15 protein-coding genes and 1 pseudogene are annotated in these 23,106 nt (G+C 70.8%); 8 read left to right on the top strand and 8 right to left on the bottom strand.

The window, feature by feature from the left end:
* The first annotated feature begins 31 nt into the window (after window positions 1-31).
* Genes ACIRQY_RS15615 through ACIRQY_RS15605 form a run of 3 tightly spaced genes read left to right on the top strand, consistent with a single transcriptional unit; the run spans window position 32 to window position 2,554 of the window.
* Window positions 32-1,135 (top strand): helix-turn-helix domain-containing protein, encoded by a 1,104-nt coding sequence (locus ACIRQY_RS15615; RefSeq protein WP_403925658.1) that lies wholly within the window; start codon window positions 32-34, stop codon window positions 1,133-1,135.
* Window positions 1,136-1,152: 17 nt separating this feature from the next.
* Complete coding sequence (locus tag ACIRQY_RS15610; RefSeq protein WP_403925655.1) at window positions 1,153-1,818, top strand: YdcF family protein; 666 nt, start codon at window positions 1,153-1,155, stop codon at window positions 1,816-1,818.
* Window positions 1,763-2,554 (top strand): WbqC family protein, encoded by a 792-nt coding sequence (locus ACIRQY_RS15605; protein WP_403925652.1) that lies wholly within the window; start codon window positions 1,763-1,765, stop codon window positions 2,552-2,554. The genes ACIRQY_RS15610 and ACIRQY_RS15605 overlap by 56 nt, the downstream gene beginning before the upstream one ends.
* Window positions 2,555-2,639: 85 nt before the next feature.
* Here the strand turns inward: ACIRQY_RS15605 and ACIRQY_RS15600 are convergent, their stop codons facing one another.
* The 6 genes and pseudogenes from ACIRQY_RS15600 to ssd form a co-directional block, all read right to left on the bottom strand.
* Window positions 2,640-3,026: a hypothetical protein gene (locus ACIRQY_RS15600; RefSeq protein ID WP_403925649.1), complete on the bottom strand. Its 387-nt coding sequence runs from the start codon at window positions 3,024-3,026 to the stop codon at window positions 2,640-2,642.
* Window positions 3,027-3,067: 41 nt separating this feature from the next.
* A complete protein-coding gene (locus ACIRQY_RS15595) occupies window positions 3,068-5,440 on the bottom strand; it encodes a hypothetical protein (RefSeq protein WP_403925646.1) in 2,373 nt (790 codons plus the stop codon).
* Window positions 5,437-7,413 carry a hypothetical protein gene (locus ACIRQY_RS15590; protein ID WP_403925643.1) on the bottom strand — a complete coding sequence of 659 codons (1,977 nt, stop codon included), beginning with the start codon at window positions 7,411-7,413 and terminating at the stop codon, window positions 5,437-5,439. The genes ACIRQY_RS15595 and ACIRQY_RS15590 overlap by 4 nt, the downstream gene beginning before the upstream one ends.
* Window positions 7,413-8,870 (bottom strand): site-specific integrase, encoded by a 1,458-nt coding sequence (locus ACIRQY_RS15585; RefSeq protein WP_403925641.1) that lies wholly within the window; start codon window positions 8,868-8,870, stop codon window positions 7,413-7,415. Before ACIRQY_RS15585 ends, ACIRQY_RS15590 begins: the two co-directional genes overlap by 1 nt.
* 97 nt (window positions 8,871-8,967) lie before the next feature.
* Window positions 8,968-9,711, bottom strand: a pseudogene (locus ACIRQY_RS15580) (CpaF family protein); the annotation flags it as partial.
* Window positions 9,708-10,940 carry a septum site-determining protein Ssd gene (gene ssd / locus ACIRQY_RS15575; protein WP_403925638.1) on the bottom strand — a complete coding sequence of 411 codons (1,233 nt, stop codon included), beginning with the start codon at window positions 10,938-10,940 and terminating at the stop codon, window positions 9,708-9,710. The gene ssd and the pseudogene ACIRQY_RS15580, both read right to left, overlap by 4 nt.
* A 452-nt stretch (window positions 10,941-11,392) precedes the next feature.
* On the opposite strand from ssd, the gene ACIRQY_RS15570 reads away from it, so the two are divergent.
* Complete coding sequence (locus ACIRQY_RS15570; RefSeq protein WP_351785931.1) at window positions 11,393-12,241, top strand: HAD-IB family hydrolase; 849 nt, start codon at window positions 11,393-11,395, stop codon at window positions 12,239-12,241.
* A 486-nt stretch (window positions 12,242-12,727) separates the two neighbouring features.
* On the opposite strand, the gene ACIRQY_RS15565 is transcribed toward ACIRQY_RS15570, so the two are convergent.
* Window positions 12,728-13,546, bottom strand: coding sequence for a Fic family protein (locus ACIRQY_RS15565; RefSeq protein WP_403925636.1), 819 nt, complete (start codon window positions 13,544-13,546; stop codon window positions 12,728-12,730).
* A gap of 102 nt (window positions 13,547-13,648) precedes the next feature.
* Here ACIRQY_RS15565 and ACIRQY_RS15560 point away from each other — a divergent pair, with 102 nt between their 5' ends.
* Entirely contained in the window at window positions 13,649-14,635 is a 987-nt protein-coding gene (locus ACIRQY_RS15560) for an ATP-binding protein (protein WP_351785936.1), read from the top strand.
* Window positions 14,636-14,973: 338 nt separating this feature from the next.
* Here ACIRQY_RS15560 and ACIRQY_RS15555 read toward each other — a convergent pair whose 3' ends face one another.
* Window positions 14,974-16,281, bottom strand: a complete 1,308-nt coding sequence (locus ACIRQY_RS15555; protein ID WP_351785938.1) for a hypothetical protein — start codon at window positions 16,279-16,281, stop codon at window positions 14,974-14,976.
* A 347-nt stretch (window positions 16,282-16,628) separates the two neighbouring features.
* Here ACIRQY_RS15555 and ACIRQY_RS15550 point away from each other — a divergent pair, with 347 nt between their 5' ends.
* From ACIRQY_RS15550 to nhaA, 3 genes are all read left to right on the top strand, one after another.
* Window positions 16,629-19,103 (top strand): SulP family inorganic anion transporter, encoded by a 2,475-nt coding sequence (locus tag ACIRQY_RS15550; protein ID WP_403925634.1) that lies wholly within the window; start codon window positions 16,629-16,631, stop codon window positions 19,101-19,103.
* Window positions 19,104-19,295: 192 nt separating this feature from the next.
* Window positions 19,296-21,251 carry an acetate--CoA ligase gene (acs, locus tag ACIRQY_RS15545; protein ID WP_403925631.1) on the top strand — a complete coding sequence of 652 codons (1,956 nt, stop codon included), beginning with the start codon at window positions 19,296-19,298 and terminating at the stop codon, window positions 21,249-21,251.
* Between the two features lie 405 nt (window positions 21,252-21,656).
* On the top strand, window positions 21,657-23,087 hold the full coding sequence (gene nhaA, locus ACIRQY_RS15540; RefSeq protein WP_403925628.1) for a Na+/H+ antiporter NhaA: 1,431 nt from the start codon (window positions 21,657-21,659) through the stop codon (window positions 23,085-23,087).
* Window positions 23,088-23,106 lie beyond the last annotated feature (19 nt).

The raw sequence follows: 23,106 nt of genomic DNA, 5'->3' as shown, positions 1-23,106 counted from the left end.
TGCTTCGATGACGGCGGGAAGGGAGCAACGTGTGGCGACCGTGCACCACTGGACCGGGCTGGAGGCCAAGGCACTCCGGCTCGCGCTGCGGCTGAGCGTCCGCGCGTTCGCAGAACACCTCGGTGTCGGCGTGCGGACCGTCTCCAAGTGGGAGAAACTCCAGGCGTTAACCGAGCCCCGCCCGGACACCCAGGCGATCCTCGACACGGCCCTGGCCCGCGCGGACGCCGCCGCCCATCTGCGGTTCGAGACGTTCCTGTCCGAGGCCGGATGGCCCGGGACGGAGACCGCTGGCCGACGGGTGACGCCCGCCGGTCCGCTGGCCTGGGAGTACGAGTCGTGGACCGACGACCTCGACCGGGCAGTGGTCGCCCTGTCCCGGCAGGACTTCACCTTCGCCGAGAGCCTCATCAGCCGGTGGACCAGCCGCTTCACTCCGCTGCGGCTCGATGACCGGGGCCTGTATCTCTTCGCCCGCTCGACCGCCCTCCTCGGCGACCTCCAGCGCGACCAGGGCAGTGTGGTCGGACCACTGTCCGCCCAGCGCTCCTATGTCACCGCCAAGTCGCTGTTCACGCAGCTCGACATCCCTCGCCGGATCGCCCAGCTTGACCTGTCCCTGGCCGTGGTCGCTGAGATGTCCGGGAATCTGGAGATGGCCGCCCGCCAGTACGAGCACCTCGCCGTCGACGACCGTCTCTCCCGCCGCGACCGGGCCCGATCGCGGCTGTGGGTGGGGACCGCGCTGAGCAAGGACGGTCAGCACGACTATGCGACCCGCGTGATGCTGGCCGCGACCCGCGACTTCGAGGACCTCGCCGAACCGGAGGACTGGTCGGTGGCCCATCAGAAGATCGCCCTGGCCCACCGAGGGGCCGGCGACCTCTCCTCCGCCCTGCACTTCATCTCTGTCGCCCGCGGCACCGCCACCACTGACGCCCCCATGCAGCGGGTCCGTCTGGACACCGCCCACGGACACATCCTGCTGAGCGACCCCGCGACCCGCGATGATGGCCTTCACGTCCTCGACAAGGCCGCGACCATGGCCGCCCGCTTCGGGCTGTCCCACCAGCTGGCCAGCATCGAGAACATCAAGGCCATGAGCACGGGGCCGTCCGGCCCCGCCAGCCGGTGACCAGGGAGAGAACAGGCGTGGGCGACAACCAGCAGACCATCACCGAAGACCAGTGGCGCCGGACCAAGCTGATCTGGGACTACCACCTCATGGGCCAGCCACTGCGGCCCGCCGACGTGGCTATCGGCCTGGGCAGCCACGACCTCGGCGTCGCCGCGGCTGCGGCCGACCTCTATCACCGCGGCCTGTTCCCGCAGCTGGTGTTCAGCGGTGGCAACAGCCCCACAACGAAGGCCCGCTTCCCGCGCGGCGAGGCCGTCCACTTCCGTGAGCACGCTCTCGAACTCGGCGTCCCCGACTCCGCGATCCTCGTCGAGCCGAACGCCGCGAACACCGGCCAGAACGTCACCCTCACCCGCGACCTGCTGGCATCCGTCGGCATCGCCCCGGCGAGGGTGATGCTGGTCTCCAAGCCCTATATGGAGAGGCGGTCCTTCGCCACCGCCCGGAAGCTGTGGCCCGACGTCGAGATCGTGTGCGCGTCGGAACCCCTTGAGCTGGACGACTACTTCAAGAGCATCGGCGACGAGAAACTCGTGGTGGACATGCTCGTCGGCGACCTCCAGCGAGTGATCGAGTATCCGAAGCAGGGCTTCGCCATCGCCCAGGACGTCCCGGAGAACGTGCATGCCGCATACGAGTCCCTCATCCGCGACGGCTTCACCAGCCGCCTCATCTCCTGACCAGCCCACCTCCGGCGGGCTGTGCGCGATCCACCAGCCCAACCTGTTCCCGAGGCTGACCACCCTGGCCAAACTGTTCGCGGCGGACACCTGGATCGTCCTCGACGACGTCCAGTTCACCCGCCGCGACTACCAGCACCGCACCCGCCTCGCGGCCCTGACGGACCCGGACCGAACCCGGTGGCTGTCCATCCCCACCCACCTGCCTCAGGGCCGTCAGACCGCCATCCGGGACGCCCTGATCGCCGACCCCGCCGCAGCCCGGCGACGGACCGAGGCGATGATCCGGCAGGAATACCGGACCAGCCCCCACTGGCCCTCCATGCAGACTGCTCTGGAACCCGTCTGGGCCGCGTTCGACACCGGCCGGACCGCCGCCGTCGCCGAGACCTCCACCCACATCCTGCTGGACCTCCTCGGCTGGTCAGGCCGCGTCCTGACCGCCGGCGGGCTGTCCGCCCGGACCGAGCGATCCGAGCGGCTCGCCGACCTCACCGCAGCCGCCGGGGCCGGCACGTATCTTTGCGGGATCGGCGGGATGACGTATCTCAACCCGGCCCCGTTCACCGCCCGCGGCATCGCCGTCGCCCCGTTCCTGCCTCCAGCCGCCGGGATCTGGACCTCCGCCCGGCGCGTCACCTCCTTATGGGCCCTGGCCCACCTCGGCCCCACCGGCCTCTCCGCCCGACTCCGGGCCCTCACCGGAGCCCCGGACTCGCTCGAAGCCGCGGCCTGAGCACGTATAGCTGTACTTCCCCCCTTCTCGAGGGGGGGGGAAGTACAGACGAACGTCGTGCACCATCGCGTACGGACCTATGTGCTCAGCCGTCCGTTCGAACGGGACCGTGGTCCGTGGCGGGAGCAGGGATCGAGGCCAGGCGCCGGCTGCTGCCGAGCTTCTTCTTCAGCGCGATGTTCTCGTGGTAGAGGTTCGCGGTCACCGCGGCCAGCGCGTCGAGCTTGCCCTGGGCCTCGGTGACCTGGGCCTTAGCCTCCCGCAGATGCCGGCGGAGGTCGGCGATCGTCTCATCCCGCTGCACTTCGCCGGGGCTGCGGAGGACCGGCCGGGCGACTTTGGCGTCCCACTCAGCCAGGATCTCCTCGGCCCGGTGGACGGTCGCGTGGCTGACCTGGGCCTCGCGGGCGAGGTTCTCCTTGGTCAGGGCGCCGTTGGTGTGCAAGGGCTCACCGGCCAACAGCCGGGCCATGGCTTCACGGAGTTTCGTTGCGGTCGCGGCGGATACCGGCATCAGTGGGCACCTTCCAGGTTGGCGAATTGTGCGGTGACCGACTGCACCTCGGTGAGACGGATCTCTATGGATTCGCGCCGCGGCGGGGAGAGCCGTTCGCGTCGCAGGGTGTCTTGCAGGTCGCCCTCTTCGGCGATCCAGTAGGGGGCGTTCTTCAAGGTCAACACCGAGTTGCGGCATTTGCCAGGCTGGCACGCGCCGAGCAACGGCTGCTTGCCCCGCTGCTCGGGCGGGAGCTGGTTTTGGCACTCGGCGGTCGATGCCTGCCACAGGCAGTGGTTGATCGTGCCGAAGTGGAGCTGGGCGAACTCGTCCCGCAGCAAGCTCAGCTGCATCCGTTCGTCCGCGATCTGTGCTTGGAGGTGCGGGTCGGTGTCCATGGCCTTGATGACCTTGTCCAGGCCGGCGTGGAGCCTGGTGGCGCCGGGGCCGACGGCGACCGGATCGCCTTGCCGGCGGGCCTTGAGGAGTTCGACGAGCTTGCGGGCGGCGGCCAGTTCGAGCTGGTTGTCGAACTCCTTGCTCCAGTTCGCATCCATCCTGCCGTAGCCGGCGGTGACCCGGTTGGCCAGGGCCCGGCGGGCGGCGTGCTTGAGCTGGATTCCGAGCGCGATCTCCCCGTCGGGCTGCTGGGCGGTGATGATCGCCATGGTCTTGCGGAACATGTGCGGTCGCACCAGCCCATCGGGGATGGGCTCCAGTCCGGTCCTCTCCAGCGTCTTGTTGATGTTCTCGATGAAGAAGTCGATGTCGCGGAATGCATCGAAGCCCGCGCGGCCCCGTGTTCCCTCCGGCAGGAACCCGCTGGGCGGGGCCAGGGTGGCGAAGATGTGGCTGTCGTGCCAGGACAGGCGTTCGGCGACTGCCACGGCCTGTGCGACCGGCTCGGTGATCCACCACTTGAGGCGGGGCCGGGATTCGTCGTGCTTGACCTTCCTCGAGGCGATCGCGGGGGATCCGTAGTGCTCGACGATGGAGTTCCGTTCGATCTCCTGCAGTTCACTGTCGCGCATCAGCGTGAGGGCGGCGATGAAGACGTAGCAGGCGGCTCTGACCATTCGCAGGGCGTGCTCGAGGTCGCCGTCCTCGATGTAGTCGGTGCGGTCCTCGGTGATCGCCTCACGCACCCACAGCTGTCGCTGCCGGGTGCGGGCGGTGCCGCTGGTGAAGACGTTCGCCCGAGTCACCGTGCCGAATACGCGGCTTTCCAGGGTCAGCCAGACCGGCTCTCCGGCCGGCCCGTGGACGCTGGACTCCCGGCGGACGGGTATGCGGTTGGCCGGGTCGGCCAGCCACTTCTTGACCTGGGCATCAAGGTCTTCGGGCCGCCGGTTGCGGCCGCGGACGGGCTGGTCAACGACGCCCAGAGCGGCCCGACCTTCCCTGGCCGTGACGGGCCGGACCCGGCCTGCATCGGCCAGCTGCTGCACCATCCTCCGCCTCATCTGGTGCCGGTCCGAGTCCCGGCCGGTTTTGAACACGCCCTGGCTGACGCCGCCCGTCAGCCACAGGCTCAGCGTTGACCACATCACCGTGCCCGCCGGGTATCCGCGGAAGTCCCTGGCGTGGACGGGCACCAAGGAGGCAGGGTCCTGCACCCAGGCGGCGAGCTTCACGTCGATGTCCTGAGCCCGATGGGTCTGGCGCCGTATCCCGGCAGAGGCCGCCACGGCGGCGGCCTGCTGGTCGCGGCGTTCAAGGATCTGCGGGGCCATGTCGTCGATGTAGAACCAGGCGGCCCGCAGGAGCGGCCACCAGATAGCCGGCGGAATCGAGGGGGTGGACAACTCACCGGTGTATGTCCGCTCGGCCACCTCCGCAGCCGACTTCCCCGGCCACGGGTCCTCGGTCAGGCCGCCTCCGGTCAGCAGCGGGTCGAAGTCCAGCAGGCGGCGAATGGTGAGGACATCGTTGGCCAGAGTCGATGTTCCGGACGTCAGAGCGTGATGGTCGAGGTAGTTCTGCCAGTCCTCCGCCGCCCACACGGCCAGATCGTGGGGCATCTGCTGCTCGACCGCCCATGTGGCGATGAGCCGCATCTTGTCGCACATCTGCCTGACCGAGGACAGGCCCCAGTTCTCCGCCCGGAAGAACAGACCGGCATCCCGAAGGATCTTGTGGCTGGAGTTGAGCATCCCGAAGGCGATCTCGCGGGTCCGCAGATTCCAGAGCGGGTCCGTGGGAAACAACGCCCGCCAGGCGCTCTTCACTCGGTTCGCCGGCCGTCGAAGGCAGTCACCGGGCCAGTACCCGCTCTGCCCGAAGAGCGGGACCTCCGCTCCAGGGATGAGGTTGCGGCGGCCGCCGAGGACGGGTGTGTCGTCGGGGATGGTCTGCGAGGGCAGAGCCTGGAAGGCGGCGGCGGTTGTCATCGGTCGTACTCCGTTCGCATTCCGAGTGGCAGGTCGAGGCGGAACTTGCCCTCCTCGATCTGCTGGCGGGCCTCTGGAAGCTGTTCCGCGCACTCGGCGAACACTTCCTTCAGTGCGGCTGCCTGAACGGCCCAGGTGGCCTGCCAGACCGGTGGGGCCAGCACCTTGCGCATGTGGGTGATGTGGTCGTCGAGCATCAGCAGCCGGGGCAGCTGCGAGGTGAACACGATCGCGTTCGGGCAGATCATGCACATCGCCGGCGCGACGTGGCAGAGCCTGCCCTTGGGTGTATGCGGGGAGTTGTGGGGGTCACGGCAGTTGACGACACCCATGTCGAGCTCTCCGTGCTGCAAGGCTTTCCCCTCCTCGGGCGAGATGCCCAGCTCAGCGGCCGTCTCCGGCTCCGTGAGCATGGCCTCTGCCCCCTCGGTGACCAGCACGGGCTTGCCAGGCTTGATCTTGTTGAAGACTCCGCGCTGGGCCCGGTTGACCGCCCGGCCGGCCAGGACGTGCGCGGTCGTGCCGTGCGCGTAGTGGCCTCGGAACACTTCGATGTGGTGGTCGTCCCCTGCCAGGTCGCTCAGGCTGCCGCCCAGAGCGGCGACGCGTGTGGTCTTCGACGTCTTCCGCAGCCGTCGTACGTCATGCGGCTCGGAGATCTTCGCCGGGTCGCCTTCCATGTCCGGATGTGTGGTGATCCAGTCGGTGAACCGGCGCCCTGGGCGCTTGAAGATCGCCCGCCCCGCGGCCATGCGACGCCGGTGGTCGGTGGACTCGACAGCGGTGAACAGCCACGGATCGGTCTCGAATGCCTCCCGGGTCAGGGTGTTCACCGCGATCAGGCGGCGCAGGAGTCCGGGGACGTCCCAGTTGCCGGTGCCGGGGTAGGCGGACTCTCCAGGTGCCTCGTCCTCGTCCAGAGGCCGCTCACTCTCCCGCGGCCCGTCGTTGCCGTGCAGATGCGGACGGACCCGCTGGGCCCGCAGTTTGGTCTGCAGCACCCGGACCCCTTCATCGCTGAACTCCAGGTCTCCCAGGCAGAGATCGTGCACCTCCTCGGAGGTGGCATCGCCCATGGCCAGCAGGAGCAGGATCCGGAACGGCTGCAGGTCGAGTTCGTTGGGGAACAGCAGTCCGCTGACGGTGGTCATCACGCCGTACTTCCCGCCGAAGCGGGCCATGTAGAGGGGGTCGGCCACCACGTCCCTTACCGGCTTTGGCCACCACTTGAAGTGCGCCGGGAGATGCGTCAGCAGGGCGGGCATGTCGAGCACTCCGTGCCGGGCCGCCCAGACCAGATTGGGCAGCGACCGCCAGCCTCCACAGCGCGGGTCCTGGCCCTCAGCCAGCAGAGCCCGACCCACGACAAGCCGCTTCTCCAGGGCCCGGATATCGGCCTTGGCGCCATCCAGCAGAAGCAGACGCTCGTGATTGGCGAACTCGTCCAACGGCTCGCTCGAGCCACCCCGGAACGTCGGCGGCCCTTCCGCCCGCCGCCGCAGGCGCTCGGGCACCTTCGCGTCCCGAACCGCCCTGTGCTCCAACAGAATCAGCAGCAAACCGGCCAACACGTTCGGCTGGTTCGAAGTCGGCTCGTAGCGGGTAACAAGATCTTCCTCCCACTGGTAGATCACCTCAGCCAAGTCGATGGGCCCGCCATCCAGCCGGGCTTCATCCGGATCGAGGCCGGTGGCCGCCAGATGTGTGCCGGCGAACGTCAGGAAGCTGCGGATCGCGGTGACGTAGTTGCCACTGAAGGCCAGACCCGCCTTGCGGTGATAGTCCAGCCAGGCATCAGCCAGCTGGCCCGCAAGCAGTGAGCACTGGAACTCCGCCGGATCGATCCGGTGGGCCATCCGCTGGTGTCGGTAGACGTAGACGAGTTCCCGGACCCCGATCCGTCCAGGCGGCGCTGGCGGCGCGACGGCAGCGGCCGGACGCTGCCGGCTCCTGCGTTCTCCCCGGCGGGGCATCAGGCGGCCCTCCCCTGCGTCAGCCGGGCCGCGTAGTCGGCGTAGGTGGTGTCCTGGGCATTCCAGTCCGCGATCGCCCGGGCGACCAGCAGGTTCGTCTTGCGGATGTAGCGCAGGTAACGCATGGTCGACGTCGCCTGACGATGGCCGAGCAAACGCTGAACCGTCAGCTGCGGCGACCTGCTGATGTGATCGGCCAGGTAGGCGGTGTGCCCGCCCAGCCGCCGCAGCTCCGCCTCCTGCTCCGCCACCAGCTCGGTCAGCAACTGGAGCATGAAGATCGCGAACGTGTGACGCAGGTCGTGGATCTTGAATGCCCGCGGCACCACCGTCTCGAGCTTGTGTTCCTTGCTGATCCGCAGGGCCCGCACGTGGGCGTCCTCGAAGATCTGATGCCAGCGCTGTGCGGAGAGCATGCGCCCGCCGCGGCCGACGAACAGCGCCATCGGTTCCAGACCCCGGTCGCCCTCGATGACCGCGATCCGGCGCGTGGCCACGTCCATGTCCTTGATCGTGAAGGTCCGCCGGCGGCCGTGCAGAACTCCGCTGAGCTTGCCCTGCCGGGAGTTGATGTCGTCGACGACGAAGAGCTCTGCCCGGTGACGGTGCAGTGTGCGGGCGGCCGCATGCACGATCTTCGCCCGCTCTGTGCGCCGGTAGAAGTCGATCTCCCGCAAGGTGACGTGCTGGATCTCCACCGTGCGAGGCAGCCTGTACTTGGCCATCTCCCTCAGGTCCACCAGCGCAGCCGAGCCGTCCCGGCGCGGCGTCCCGACCTCGATGTCGAGCAGGGTGCTGAACTCCCTCAGGCGCATCCCGGTCGTCACCGCCAGCTCTGCCGCCGAGCTGTTGCGCAACGGTGCCGCCCCACGGAACGACCGGTCCGCCCGCTCGTCCGGCAACAGGCCGCGAAGCCCCACCTGCTTCAGGAACCGCCACTGCGAATAGGTCAGATGGCGGACGTCGAGATCGTTGACGACGGACACGGACAGAACGTCCTTGCCGTTCTTGCGTCGGTGATACGGGCGCCGGTCCAGCAACTTCGCGTCCTCGACAGCCCAGTCGTAGAAGTTGTTGATCGCGGCCCGCCGCCGCATCCACGTGGCCGCCGACACCGGCTCGTCCTGGTACTCCATGAGCTCGTCCCGGTAGGCGACGAGGTCATCCTCCGTGGCCGACAACAGATCCGTCGGCGGGTCCAACTGCCCAAGGAAGTCGGCCAGATCCATGAGGTCGTACGTGTAGTCCTGGAGCGACCCCGCATCCAGGCGCTTGGCCATATCGAAGAAGCACGAGGTCAACGGCTCCAGCGGACGCATATCCGACCCCAGGAAGAACGGCGTGCCCTCTTTGAGCGCCCCCTTGCGGGTCACGTACTCAACCCAGTCCAGATCCACACCGCCCACGGCACCCGCGTACCGGCGCACCTTGGCGTGCGACACGAAGAAGTACTCCACGAAGCCCCCGCACCTGAGACATCAACAGTCACTTGAACCTAACAGCCACCCGTGGTGTACCGCTGAGACATCGAGACATCTACCAACCCTTGAGCTAACCCGCGCCCTCCTGGTTCGCGGGCCGGGCCTCCAGTCGCACCACATGCGGGTGGTCCGGCCGCAGTTCCGCCGAGTCCTCGGCGAGGACGATGCGTTCCCGCTCGCCCACCAGACCGAGCAGGGAGGCGAGGAGCGTGGTCTTCCCGGTGCCCGTCCCACCGCTGACCAGGTACGACACCCGAGCGTCGATGAGGGCCCGCAGGACCGGGGCGCCACCGGGCGGCACGGTGCCCGCCGCGGTGAGTTCCTCCAGGGTGAAGGCGCGCGGGCGGACGACCCGGAGCGACAGACAGGTCGAGCCGACCGCGACCGGGGGCAGCACCGCGTGCATCCGGGTTCCGTCGGGGAGCCGGGCGTCCACCCAGGGCCGGGCGTCGTCGAGCCTGCGGCCGGCCACCGCGGCGAGCCGCTGGGCGAGGCGGCGGACGGCGGCGGCGTCCGGGAAGGACACCGGGACCCGCTCCAGACCGGTCCCCCGGTCCACCCAGACCCGATCGGGCGCCGAGACGAGTACGTCGGTGACGGCGGGGTCGGCGAGGAGCGGCTCCAGGGGGCCGGTCCCGATGAGTTCGCACCTCAGCTCCTCGGCCGCGCCGAGGACTTCCGTGTCGCCGAGCAGCCGCCCCTGGGCGCGGAGGGCGGCGGCGACCCGGGCCGGGGTGGGCTCGGCCCCACTGGCGGCGAGCCGCTGCCGCACCGCGTCGAGCAGCCCCGCACCGCCCGCGCCCGCGATCCCGGTCATGCCGCGCCGCCGGTGGCCAGGGCGTGCGCCCAGAAGGCGTCGCAGAACCGGCCGAGCGGTCCACGGGGTGCGGCGCCCGGGGGCAGTCCCGCGTCGAGATCGGCCGCGATCCCCGGGTCGTAGGGCAGTTCCCCGGCCAGCGGCAGCCGCAGCGCGTCGGCGATCCACCGTTCGTCGAGTCCCGTGGCATAGGGCCCCCGGGCCACGGCCCGCAGGTCGCGCACCCCGACGGTGAGGGCGGCGGCCACCCGGTGGGCCGCCGCGACCGCCCGCAGTTCCCCCGGCACGACGAGCAGTCCGAGGTCGAGCTGGGCGAGGGCCTCGGCACCCGCCGCGTCGGTCCCGCGCGGCAGATCGACCACGACGACACCGCCCCGGCGGCGGGCGGCGGCGAGCACCGACCGGACGGCCTCGGGCGGCACCGGGGCGGCGGGCTCCCTGCCCCAGCTGAGCACCCGGACACCCCGCACGGACGGCAGGGACTCCTCCAGGGCGCCACCGGCCAGCCGTCCCTTCGAGGCGGCGAAGTCGGGCCAGCGCCTGCCGTCCTCGCGCTCGCCGCCGAGCAGCACGTCGAGCCCTCCGCCCAGGGGGTCGCCGTCGACGAGCAGGGTCCTTCGCCCGGTCCGCGCGGCGGAGAGCGCGAGCCCGCAGGCCAGGGTGGAGGCACCGGCACCGCCCCGGCCGCCGACCACCCCCACGGTCAGCGCCCGGCGGCCCACTCCCTCGGCGGCGTCCGCGATGCGGTCCACCAGGACGGTCTCGGCGTCGGGCAGCCGCAGCACGCACTCCGCGCCGATGCCGACGGCCAGCCGCCAGACCCCCGGATCGTCCCGGTCACGGCCGACGAGGACGAGCCCGGGGCGACGGGCCGCCCCCCGGCAGTGGTCCGCCACGTCGTCGCCGACCAGGACCAGCGGCGGATCGGTCCAGTTCGCCCGGCGCTCGGGCACCCGGTGGTGCACCTCGGGCTCCACTCCGGCGGCGGCGCACAGCCGCAGCAGATCGTCGAGCAGCCCGAGGTCCTCGGTGACGATGAGAGGCCCGGGACGGCGGGGCTCGCCCACGCGGGACTCACCGGCCCCGCCCCGCACGGCCCCGGCCCCACCGCGCGCGCTCCTGGCCCCGCCCCGCGCGGCCACGCCCAGCGCACTCCCGGCCCCGGCCCGCGCGCTCCCCGACCCGCTCAGCGCACTCCTGGTCCCGGCGGTCCTGACGGATGGCGTCATGGCACGCCCCCTCTCGTGATTCCTGTCGGCCGCGGACTTCGCGACAGGAATCACCGTGGGGCCGCACCGGAAATCCTGGGGACCCCACTGAAAAACTGGGGATAACCGAAGCCCTGTGAATAACTTCGCCACCCACCCGGGGACTGCCCGGAACGCAGCCTGCCGGTTACCGTGAGTGAGGAATCGAATCCCGGTCGACCATCGGCCGAAGTACCGGCCGTCGACAGGGAGGAAGGAGGCAGACGATGTCCCACCGCGCGAAAACGGCTCCGGACATGCGACGACCCCCGCCGGGGGGGAGAGCGGGGGTCGTCTTTGCCGGGCCGACTCGGGGGGGGGAGGAGCCGGACCGGCTTAGCACGGTCGCGAACGATCCGTGACTTCCATGGTGTACCCGAGAGGCTTCTCAGGCAAACCCACGCGCCCCAGCGTACGCCGAATGGCGGGCACCTATGCTCGGGCTTGTGGAAAACCACTCCTTGCCGCGCGCAGCCGCCTTCTTCGACCTGGACAAGACGGTCATTGCGAAGTCTTCGACGCTGACCTTCAGCAAGTCCTTCTACCGGGGCGGACTGATCAGCCGCCGCGCCGCCCTGCGGACGGCGTACATCCAGTTCGTCTTCCTGGCGGGCGGAGCCGATCACGACCAGATGGAGCGGATGCGTGAATATCTTTCCGCGCTCTGCAAAGGCTGGAACGTCGCCCAGGTGAAGGAGCTCGTCGCCGAGACCCTTCACGATCTGATCGACCCGATCATCTACGACGAAGCGGCTTCCCTCATCGAGGAGCACCACGCCGCCGGCCGCGACGTCGTGATCGTCTCGACCTCCGGTGCCGAGGTCGTCGAGCCGATCGGCGAGATGCTCGGGGCCGACCGGGTCGTCGCCACCCGCATGGTGGTGGGCGAGGACGGCTGCTTCACGGGCGAGGTGGAGTACTACGCCTACGGCCCGACGAAGGCCGAGGCCGTCCGGGAGCTGGCGGAGTCGGAAGGCTACGACCTCGCGCGCTGCTACGCGTACAGCGATTCGGCGACCGACGTCCCCATGCTGGAGGCCGTCGGCCATCCGTACGCGGTCAATCCCGACCGGGCGCTGCGCCGTGAGGCGGCAGCTCGGGAATGGCCTGTTCTCGTCTTCGAGAAGCCGGTCCGGCTGAAGCAGCGGCTTCCCGCATTCCGGATGCCACCGCGCCCCACGCTCGTCGCCGCCGCGGCGGTGGGTGCGGCGGCCGTGGGCGCCGGACTCGTCTGGTACGCCTCCCGGCGCCGGCAGGCGGCTCTCACATCGGCTCGCGGATGACTTTGCCCGAATTTGAGTGGAGCGGTGGAGAAGTACGGCCACCACTTTCGCTTCCTCCGGGACAGGAGTAGAAAGGAATCAGGCCCGCGAGACCAAGGACATCCGAGAGGATCACCTGTTGAGCATGAAGGCCCCACGGACCTAGCACAGAAACCGAGCACCCACGCGACGTCGACCCGTCGATTACGGGCCAGCCGCACCAGGCCACGGGCGAAGTTCCCGGCCTGATGGGCACATATTCGAGGACGCATGGTAACTGGGCGGACGTGCCAGCGGCGGTACCGGAACGGGTACCGCCGCAACCCTTTTCCGGGCCTACCGAGAAGCCCGTAATCCCGTTCGGCCACCGGCGCCCGCCACCCCGTTCAGCGCCGGTTCAGCGCCCTCCTCAGGAACCCGCCCCCGCCGAACGCCGCCGCACCGCGCATGCCGAGCCGCACCGCGTACGCCAGGCCGCACCACATGTCCCGGGCCGCGCCGCGTACGTCAGGCCGCGCCGCGCTGGAGGGCCTCGCAGACCGCCGTCGACTCACGGGCTCCCAGCTCGACCGCGCGCCCGCAGTGCGCGATCCAGCCGCCGACGCCCTCCGGGGTCCCCGACAGATATCCCTCGAACGCCGCGTAGTAGGCGTCCCGTCCCTGTTCCGCGTGGCCGACCTCGGCCGGGCAGACCGCCTTGGGGTCGAGGCCGCTGCCGACCAGCGCGATCCGTTCGGCGGCCCGCGCGACCAGGCCGTTGCCGGAGGTGAAGGGGCGCAGGGCGAGCAGTTCGCCGTGCACCACGGCCGCCGTCACCAGGGCCGGAGCCCCGCTGCCCGCGACGATCAGCTCCCCGAGTGCGTCGAGCCGGGCCGCGACCTCGGCGGGGGTCGGCAGGGGGGCGTCGACCAGCGGTTCGTCGGTCCCCTCGCCGTCCAGCCGGGGACGCCCCACCGAGTCGCCCGGTTCGCCGACCGCGACCAGATGGAGCCGGGCGAGCACCCTCAGCGGCGACTGGCGCCAGATCGAGAGCAGTTGCCCCGCCTCGGCGCCGAGGCGCAGAGCGGCACCGACCGTGCGGGCCTCGGGGTCCGCGCCGAAGTCGGTGCGGCGGCGGACCTCTTCGAGGGCCCAGTCGGCACCGGACAGGGCGGCCGAGCCGCGCGCCCCGCGCAGAGCCGCCTCGGAGGAGATCTCATGGCTGCGGCGACGCATCACACGGTGGCCGTAGACCCGGTCGACGGCCTTGCGTACGGAGTCCACCGCGTCGGCGACGCCCGGCAGGGAGCCGAGGGCGGCCAAGGGGTCAGAGGCGTGCGTACTCATAAGTAGGGAGGCTACGCGCCCCACCGGTCCGCCCCACGTTGGAGTGGTCTTCTTCACGCACCCCGACCACGGGCCGCTTTCATGCCGCTACGCTAGGTGAACATGAAGATCGCTTTCGTCGGGAAGGGCGGCAGCGGAAAGACCACGCTGTCCTCGCTCTTCATCCGTCATCTCGCAGCCAACGAAGCCCCGGTCGTCGCCATCGACGCCGACATCAACCAGCACCTCGGCGCCGCGCTCGGTCTGTCCGAGGAGGAGGCCGCCGCACTGCCCGCGATGGGCGCGCACCTGCCCCTGATCAAGGAGTACCTGCGGGGCACCAACCCGCGGATCGCCTCGGCCGACACGATGATCAAGACGACGCCCCCCGGGGAGGGTTCGCGGCTGCTGGGGGTCCACGAGGACAACCCGGTGTACGAGGCGTGTGCGCGGCCGGTCGTGCTGGACGACGGCGAGATCCGTCTGATGGCGACCGGACCCTTCACCGAGTCGGACCTCGGGGTCGCCTGCTACCACTCGAAGGTCGGCGCGGTCGAACTCTGCCTCAACCACCTGGTCGACGGTGCCGACGAGTACGTGGTCGTCGACATGACGGCGGGCTCCGACTCCTTCGCGTCCGGGCTCTTCACCCGCTTCGACATGACGTTCCTGGTCGCCGAGCCCACCCGCAAGGGCGTCTCGGTCTACCGCCAGTACAAGCAGTACGCGCGGGACTTCGGCGTGGCGCTGAAGGTCGTCGGCAACAAGGTGCAGGGCGAGGACGACATCGACTTCCTGCGCGCCGAGGTGGGTGACGACCTGCTCGTGACGGTCGGCCACTCGGACTGGGTGCGGGCCATGGAGAAGGGCCGGCCGGCCCGGTTCGAGCTGCTGGAGGCGGAGAACCGGATGGCGCTCCAGGCCCTCCAGGACGCGGCGGACGACTCGTACGTCCACCGCGACTGGGAGCGCTACACGCGTCAGATGGTCCACTTCCATCTGCGCAACGCGGAGAGCTGGGGCAACGCGAGGACCGGGGCGGACCTGGCGGCGCAGGTCGACCCCGGCTTCGTCCTCGGCGAACCGCTGACCGCCTCCCAGCTCGGCTGACGCCCAGGGGCGCCGGGTGGGGTGGGGCAGGGCCGCGGAGCTCCGGCCCGGAGCACCTCCCGAAGGCCCCTCCCGAAGGCCCCTCCCGAAGGCCCAGGGCGCAGGACCCGGCCCGGAGCCCGCCCCCTGGGTCCCGCGCCCCACGACCCGCACCCCGCGCCCCGCGCCCCGCGCCCCGCTCAGGATCCGTGAGGCCGACGCGCGAGGCCCCGGGCCCCGGAGCCGGTCCAGGGCCTCATGGTCGGCCCCGGGTCCCGGCGAGTCGGCCCCGGGTCCCGGCGAGTCGGCCCCGGGTCCCGGCGGGTCGGCGGCGCGGTCGGTCAGTGGCTCGCGGTCGGTCAGTGGCTCGCGGGCTTCGGGGCTCCGGGGGCCGGGACGGTCGCGCCCGCCGGGGCGGCCGGACGGGAGGCGAGGAAGGCCTTCCAGCCGCCCGCCGGGGCCTGACCGACCTTCAAGGTGCGCATCTTGGCGATGACCTCAGGGTCCTGGGCGTCCAGCCAGTCGGCCAGCTGCCGGAAGGACACGCACTTGACGTCCTTCTGCACACAGACGTTGGCGATGGTCTCCTCGATGGCGCGCATGTAGACGCCGCCGTTCCAGGACTCGAAGTGGTTGCCGATGACGAGCGGCGCGCGGTTGCCCCGGTAGGAGCGCTGGAAGGCCTCCACCAGGCCGTCGCGCATCTGGTCGCCCCAGTACTCGCGCTGGGACGGGTCGCCCTGGGTGGTGCCCGGGGACTGGTTGACCATGAAGTTGTAGTCCATGGAGAGCGTCTCGAAGGCGCGGCCCGGGACGGGCACGAGCTGGAGGGAGAGGTCCCACAGGCCCGAGTCCTTCTTGGGCCAGATCTGGTCGTTGACGCCACTCGTGTCGTAGCGGAAGCCCATCTGCGCCCCCGCCTTCACGAAGTTCTTGCGGCCTTCGAGGCAGGGGGTGCGGGCGCCGACGAGTTCCTTGTCGTAGTCGAAGGGCAGCGGCTGCTCGGCGCGCAGACCGGAGTTGCCCTTCCAGTTCTTGACGAAGGACTTGGCCTGGTTGATCTCGCTCTTCCACTCCTCGACGGACCAGTTGCCGACGCCGCCCTCGGCGCCGCAGAAGTGCCCGTTGAAGTGGGTGCCGATCTCGTTGCCCTCCTGCCACGCGCCGCGCAGCTCGCGGACGGTGGCGCGGATGCCCTCGGTGTCGTTGAAGCCGATGTCGGAGCGGCCGGGGCTGTGCTGCGGCGGGTCGTACAGCTCCTTCTTCGCCTCGGGCAGCAGGTACACGCCGCTGAGGAAGTACGTCATGGTGGCGTCGTACTTCTTGCCCACGGTACGGAAGTGGGAGAAGAGCTTCTGGCTGTCCTCGCCCGAGCCGTCCCAGGAGAAGACGACGAACTGCGGCGGGGTCTCGCCCGGCTTGAGGCGGTGCCAGACGGGCTGGTGGGGCTGGGCCCCGGTGTAGGCGGTGGAGCCGTCGCCGATCAGGCGGGGCGCCTGGGGCGCGGCGGCGGGGCCCTTCTTGCCGCCCGCTCCGCCGGGGGCGCCCTTGGTGGCGGCGCCGTCGGAGCCCGAGCACCCGGCGAGACCGCCGATCAGCGCGACGGCGAGGGCACCGGCGGCGAGCGCCTTCCTCTGGGCAGTGGTCCTTCTCCCGGCGGCAGTCATCCGCCCACCTCTCCTCGGTTCCGTGCGAGCCTCCGTGCTGCCGTCCGGCCGCCGTGGGCGGGCTTCGGGGTCGGCGGCGTCAACGTCGCACCACGGGCACCAAAGAGATGAAACGACAAGCGGCAAAGCGTTCGACCTTCACTGGAACAGGTGAATCACTGCCCTGTTTGCCCTGAAAACAGAGCAATGATCTTTACTCTCCATTACGATTCGTTTACCGAGCGTTGATCCTTGTGTCGACGGGGATCCCGCCGGGAGTCCCCCGCCGCACGCCGTGACCCACGGCCGCGAAACCCCTTGTGCGTCCTGCACGAACCGCGACCGCGCCGCCCCGGAGGAGACGGGAAATGACCCTCACCACCCCTGCCCGCACCACCAACCGACCCCGCGTCCAGCGGCCCCACAGCCCGCCGGGCGGCCCGCGCCGCTTCCGTGTCGCGGGCGCCGACCTCTCCGCGTCCGTCGCCGTCTTCCTGATCGCGCTGCCGCTCTCCCTCGGCATCGCGCTCGCCACCGGGGCGCCGCTCCAGTCCGGCCTCGTCGCCGCCGCCGTCGGCGGCCTGGTGGCAGGGCGCTTCGGCGGCTCACCGCTGCAGGTGAGCGGCCCCGCCGCCGGACTCACCGTCGTGACCGCCGAGTTGATCCAGCTGTACGGCTGGCGCACCACCTGCGCCATCACGGTCCTCGCCGGGCTCGCCCAGCTCGGCCTCTCCGCCCTCCGTGTGGCCCGCTCCGCCCTCGCCGTCTCGCCCGCGATCGTGCACGGGATGCTCGGCGGCATCGGCGTCACCATCGCCCTCGCCCAGCTGCACATCGTGCTCGGCGGGACCCCCCAGAGCTCCGCCGTCGACAACGTCCTGGGACTGCCCGCCCAGCTGGCGGACATCCGGCCCGGAGCGCTCCTCATCAGCGCCCTGACCGTCGCCGTGCTCCTCTGCTGGCCCCGGCTGCCGGGCCGTGCCGGGCGCTTCTCCCGCAAGGTCCCGGCGGCGCTCGTCGCGGTGGCCGGGGCGACGGCGGTGGCGGCGCTCGCCGGACTCGCCGTCCCCCGGGTGGACCTGCCGTCCTGGAGCAGCCACGCGCTGCCCGGTCTGCCCGAGGGCCCGGTGCTCGGCATCCTGGCGGGGGTGCTGACGATCACCCTGGTCACGAGTGTGCAGTCGTTGCTCTCGGCCGTCGCCGTCGACAAGCTCGTCGCCGCCCGCGACGACCACGGCAAGGGCGTCCCGCGCTCCCGCCTCGACCGTGAACTCGCCGGTCAGGGCGCGGCCAACGTGGTCTCGGGGGCGCTCGGCGGGCTGCCGGTCGCGGGGGTGGCCGTCCGCAGCGTCGCCAATGTATCGGCGGGTGCGGTGTCCCGCGCCTCCACGATGCTGCACGGTCTGTGGATCGTGCTGGCGGCGCTGCTGCTGGTGCCGGTGCTCGATCTGATCCCGCTGCCCGCGCTCGCCGCGCTCGTGATGGTGGTCGGCGTCCAGATGGTCAGCATCACCCACATCCGTACCGTCACCCGGCACCGTGAGGTCGTCGTCTACGGGGTGACGCTGACCGGGGTCGCGCTGATCGGCCTGCTGGAGGGCGTCGCCCTCGGGATCGGCGTGGCGGTGGCGGTCGCGCTGCACCGGCTGGCCCGGACCCGGATCGCCCTGGAGGAGCGGGACGGGCGGCAGTTGCTGCGCGTCCGGGGCCAGTTGACGTTCCTCGCGGTGCCCCGGCTGAGCCGGGCCCTGCACCAGCTGCCGCCCGGTTCCGACGTGGTGGTCGAGCTGGACGGCTCGTTCATGGACCACGCCGCCTACGAGACGCTGAGCGACTGGACCGCCGGGCACCTCGCCCACGGCGGCACGGTCGAGACGACCGGCCCGTCCGGGGTCCGGATCGCCGAGCCCGCCGGGTCGACGGCCCCTGCCCAGCCCTGCTGCCGCCCGTGGACCCCGTGGCACAACCACCAGTGCGAGGAGGCCCCGGAGGCTCCGGAGACGGACGTCGGGGCTGCGTCGGCGGACGGCTCCCGGCGTTCGACGGGGCTTCAGCTCGCCCGTGGCATCGGGAAGTTCCAGCGGAACACGGCCCCGTTCGTCCGGGACGAGCTGGCACGGCTCGCCCGGGAGGGCCAGCGGCCCTCGCAGCTCTTCCTGACCTGCGCCGACTCCCGGCTCGTCACCAGCATGATCACATCGAGCGGTCCCGGCGACCTCTTCACGGTGCGCAACGTCGGGAACCTGGTGCCCCGGCCCGGCGAGGAGAGCGGGGACGACTCGGTGGCGGCGGCGATCGAGTACGCGGTGGAGGTGCTGCGGGTCGACTCGATCACCGTCTGCGGCCACTCCGGCTGCGGCGCGATGCAGGCCCTGCTGGCCGGCGGCCCCGACGAGCCGACGAGCCCGCTGCGCCGCTGGCTTCGGCACGGGCGGCCCAGTCTGGAGCGGATGGCGAGCCGTCGGCACGCCTGGGCCAGGATCGCGGGGCGGCTGCCCGCCGACGCGGTCGAGCAGCTCTGTCTGACCAACGTGGTGCAGCAGTTGGAGCACCTGCGGGCGTACGAGCCGGTGGCGCGGCGCCTCGCCGAGGGCACGCTGACGCTGCACGGCGTGTACTTCCACGTCGGGGAGGCGCAGGCGTACCTGCTCTCCGAGCCCGACGAGCCGCACGGTTACGACGACGTCTTCACTCGGGTCATGCCGACCGGCCCCGGGAAGACCGGTGCCGGGCAGACCGACCCGGGGCAGACCGGACCAGGGCAGATCGACCCGGGGAAGACCGGCCCAGAGAAGACGCTCCCCCGGGAATCCGGCCCCCGGGAGAGGGTCCGCGCGTCCTGAACCCCGCGCTCCTCCCGTCCGTGAGACTGTGTGGCCCCTTCTCCCACCGCTCGGGAGAAGGGGCCACCACACAGCCGACAGCTCATAGGTCTAAACCAATTTCCTGGATGCTCTTGTCACCCGGGCATCTGACTGATGAGCTATGACGCGGGACACATACGCACAGAGGACGCCCTGGGAAAGGGAGATGTCGTGAGCAACGAAAGCCTGGCCAATCTGCTTCGGGAAGAGCGACGGTTTTCGCCGCCTGCCGAGCTGGCCGCGCACGCCAACGTGACGGCGGAGGCGTACGAGCAGGCCAAGGCGGACAGGCTGGGCTTCTGGGCCGAGCAGGCCAAGCGCCTGACCTGGGCCACCGAGCCGACCGAGACCCTCGACTGGTCGAACCCGCCGTTCGCGAAGTGGTTCGCCGACGGCGAGCTGAACGTCGCGTACAACTGCGTCGACCGGCACGTCGAGGCCGGACACGGCGACCGCGTCGCCATCCACTTCGAGGGAGAGCCGGGCGACAGCCGTTCGATCACCTACGCCGAGCTGAAGGACGAGGTCTCCCGGGCCGCCAACGCCCTGACCGAGCTGGGCGTCCGCAAGGGCGACCGGGTCGCCGTCTACCTGCCGATGATCCCCGAGGCGGCCGTCACGATGCTGGCCTGCGCCCGCCTCGGCGCCGCCCACTCGGTGGTCTTCGGCGGCTTCTCGGCGGACGCCGTGGCCTCCCGCATCCAGGACGCCGACGCCAAGCTGGTCGTCACCGCCGACGGCGGCTACCGCCGGGGCAAGCCGAGCGCCCTGAAGCCGGCCATCGACGAGGCCGTCGCCAAGTGTCCGCAGGTCGAGCACGTCCTGGTGGTCCGCCGTACGGGCCAGGAGACCGCGTTCACCGAGGGCCGCGACGTGTGGTGGGACGAGGTCGTCGCCCGCCAGTCGACCGAGCACACCCCCGAGGCCTTCCCGGCGGAGCACCCGCTCTTCATCCTCTACACCTCGGGCACCACCGGTAAGCCGAAGGGCATCCTGCACACCTCCGGCGGCTATCTGACGCAGGCCTCGTACACCCACCACGCGGTCTTCGACCTCAAGCCGGAGACCGACGTCTACTGGTGTACCGCCGACATCGGCTGGGTCACCGGCCACTCGTACATCGTCTACGGCCCGCTGGCCAACGGCGCGACGCAGGTCATGTACGAGGGCACCCCGGACACCCCGCACCAGGGGCGGTTCTGGGAGATCGTGCAGAAGTACGGCGTCACGATCCTCTACACGGCGCCCACCGCGATCCGCACGTTCATGAAGTGGGGCGACGACATCCCCGCCAAGTTCGACCTGTCGAGCCTGCGGGTCCTCGGCTCGGTCGGCGAGCCGATCAACCCCGAGGCCTGGGTCTGGTACCGCGAGCACATCGGCGCGGGGAAGACCCCGATCGTGGACACCTGGTGGCAGACGGAGACCGGCGCGATGATGATCTCGCCGCTGCCGGGCGTCACCGAGACCAAGCCGGGCTCCGCCCAGCGGGCGCTGCCGGGCATCTCCGCCACCGTCGTCGACGACGAGGCCAACGAGGTGCCGAACGGCGGCGGCGGCTACCTGGTCCTCACCGAGCCGTGGCCGTCGATGCTCCGCACCATCTGGGGCGACGACCAGCGTTACATCGACACCTACTGGTCCCGCTTCGAGGGCAAGTACTTCGCCGGTGACGGGGCCAAGAAGGACGACGACGGCGACATCTGGCTGCTCGGCCGGGTCGACGACGTCATGCTCGTCTCGGGCCACAACATCTCGACCACCGAGGTCGAGTCGGCCCTGGTCTCGCACCCGGCCGTCGCCGAGGCGGCCGTCGTCGGCGCCGCCGACGAGACCACCGGTCAGGCGATCGTCGCCTTCGTCATCCTGCGCGGTACGGCCAGCGAGGACGAGAGCCTCGTCAACGACCTGCGCAACCACGTGGGCGCGACCCTCGGCCCGATCGCCAAGCCGAAGCGCGTCCTGCCGGTCGCGGAGCTGCCGAAGACCCGCTCCGGCAAGATCATGCGCCGTCTGCTGCGCGATGTGGCGGAGAACCGGGAGCTGGGCGACGTCACCACGCTGACCGACTCCTCGGTCATGTCGCTCATCCAGACCCAGCTGCCGGCCACCTCCAGCGAGGACTGAGCCCGGCCCGTACGACGAGGACGCCCGCCCCGGACCGCCGGGGCGGGCGTTCCCCGTTTCCGCGCCCCCGTGGAGACGACGCGCCCCGTGGAGACGAGCCGTACGGCCGTCGGCCCTCGCGGATACGGCCGTACATCCGTCACCCCCGTGGAGACGGACGCGTACGCGCGGGGAGAGGGAAAGGGCCGGCGCCCCAGCGGGACGGACTGGCACCCCAGCGGGACGAACTGGCACCCCCAACGGGACGAAAGGGGCAAAACTCCCTAAAGTTGATCCCGCCGGACGCAGCCCACGCTCCTTAGGTAAGGTAAAGACCGCGTCAGAGACGCGACAAGAAAACCAAGGTGCGCCGGGAAGTCTGGTCGGCATGTGCTCAGTCCTGCCCACCGACCGGAGGTTTTCCCCGTGGCCGCGCCCGCCCCCACCGACCGAGACGACCGCGACACCCGCCCCGGCGGCGACCGCAAGTTCCTCGGTCGGCTCCCCCTCCCCGAGCGCCGCTACCTCGCCGACGCCCTGCGCACCGAGACCGTCGGCGGCGTCCTGCTCCTCCTCGCCGCCGTCACCGCCCTCGTCTGGGCCAACAGCCCCCTGCGCGACAGCTACCACTCCCTCAGCGACTTCCACCTCGGGCCCGCCGCCCTCGGGCTCGACCTGTCGATCCAGCACTGGGCCGCCGACGGCCTCCTCGCCGTCTTCTTCTTCGTCGCGGGCATCGAACTGAAACGCGAACTCGTCGCGGGCGAGCTGCGCGACCCCAAGGCCGCCGCCCTCCCCGTCGTCGCCGCCCTCTGCGGCATGGCCGCGCCCGCCCTCGTCTACGTCCTGGTCAACACCCTCGGCAACGGCTCCCTGGCCGGCTGGGCCGTCCCCACCGCCACCGACATCGCCTTCGCGCTCGCCGTCCTCGCGGTGATCGGCACCTCCCTGCCGTCCGCGCTGCGCGCCTTCCTGCTGACCCTCGCCGTCGTCGACGACCTCTTCGCGATCCTGATCATCGCGGTCTTCTTCACCAGCGACCTGAACTTCGCGGCCCTCGGCGGCGCCTTCGCCGGACTCCTCCTGTTCTGGCTGCTGCTGCGCAAGGGCGTCCGCGGCTGGTACGTGTACGTGCCGCTGGCCCTGGTCATCTGGGGCCTGATGTACAACAGCGGCGTCCACGCCACCATCGCCGGTGTCGCCATGGGCCTGATGCTCCGCTGCACCACCCGCGAGGGCGAGGAGCACTCCCCCGGCGAGCACATCGAGCACCTGGTCCGCCCGCTGTCCGCCGGTCTCGCCGTCCCGCTGTTCGCCCTCTTCTCCGCCGGGGTGAGCGTCACCGGCGGCGCCCTGCGGGACGTGTTCACCCAGCCGGTCACCCTCGGCGTCCTGCTCGGTCTCGTCGTCGGCAAGGCCGTCGGCATCTTCGGCGGCACCTGGCTCGCCGCCCGCTTCACCCGCGCGGAACTCAACCCCGACCTGAGCTGGCCGGACGTCTTCGCCGTCGCCACCCTCGCCGGGATCGGCTTCACCGTCTCGCTGCTCATCGGCGAACTCGCCTTCGAGGGCGACGCCGTGCTCACCGACGAGGTGAAGGCGTCCGTCCTCATCGGCTCGCTGATCGCCGCCGTCCTCGCCTCCGTCCTGCTGAAGCTGCGGGTGCGGAAGTACCAGGCGCTCGTCACCGACGAGGAGCGCGACGAGGACCAGGACGGCATCCCCGACATCTACGAGGAGGACAATCCGGAGTACCACCTCCGGATGGCCGCCATCTACGAGAAGAAGGCCGCCGATCACCGCGAGCGCGCCCGACTGGCGGGGGCACCGCGCGACGGGGCCGACCGTCCGGCATGATCTGAGTCGGACCGTAGAG

It is taken from the genome of Streptomyces sp. NPDC101490, assembly GCF_044767145.1.
Classification (GTDB): Bacteria; Actinomycetota; Actinomycetes; order Streptomycetales; family Streptomycetaceae; genus Streptomyces.
This window is presented reverse-complemented; position numbering and strand designations above follow the sequence as displayed.

Bases quoted from the DNA above. Each gene is read 5' to 3' on its own strand.
- ACIRQY_RS15605 (WP_403925652.1), top strand. From the start codon at position 1,763: ATGCCGCATACGAGTCCCTCATCCGCGACGGCTTCACCAGCCGCCTCA.
- ACIRQY_RS15600 (WP_403925649.1), bottom strand. From the start codon at position 3,026: ATGGCCCGGCTGTTGGCCGGTGAGCCCTTGCACACCAACGGCGCCCTG.
- ACIRQY_RS15595 (WP_403925646.1), bottom strand. From the start codon at position 5,440: ATGACAACCGCCGCCGCCTTCCAGGCTCTGCCCTCGCAGACCATCCCC.
- ACIRQY_RS15590 (WP_403925643.1), bottom strand. From the start codon at position 7,413: ATGCCCCGCCGGGGAGAACGCAGGAGCCGGCAGCGTCCGGCCGCTGCC.
- ssd (WP_403925638.1), bottom strand. From the start codon at position 10,940: ATGACGCCATCCGTCAGGACCGCCGGGACCAGGAGTGCGCTGAGCGGG.
- ACIRQY_RS15570 (WP_351785931.1), top strand. From the start codon at position 11,393: ATGCTCGGGCTTGTGGAAAACCACTCCTTGCCGCGCGCAGCCGCCTTC.
- ACIRQY_RS15565 (WP_403925636.1), bottom strand. From the start codon at position 13,546: ATGAGTACGCACGCCTCTGACCCCTTGGCCGCCCTCGGCTCCCTGCCG.
- ACIRQY_RS15560 (WP_351785936.1), top strand. From the start codon at position 13,649: ATGAAGATCGCTTTCGTCGGGAAGGGCGGCAGCGGAAAGACCACGCTG.
- ACIRQY_RS15555 (WP_351785938.1), bottom strand. From the start codon at position 16,281: ATGACTGCCGCCGGGAGAAGGACCACTGCCCAGAGGAAGGCGCTCGCC.
- ACIRQY_RS15550 (WP_403925634.1), top strand. From the start codon at position 16,629: ATGACCCTCACCACCCCTGCCCGCACCACCAACCGACCCCGCGTCCAG.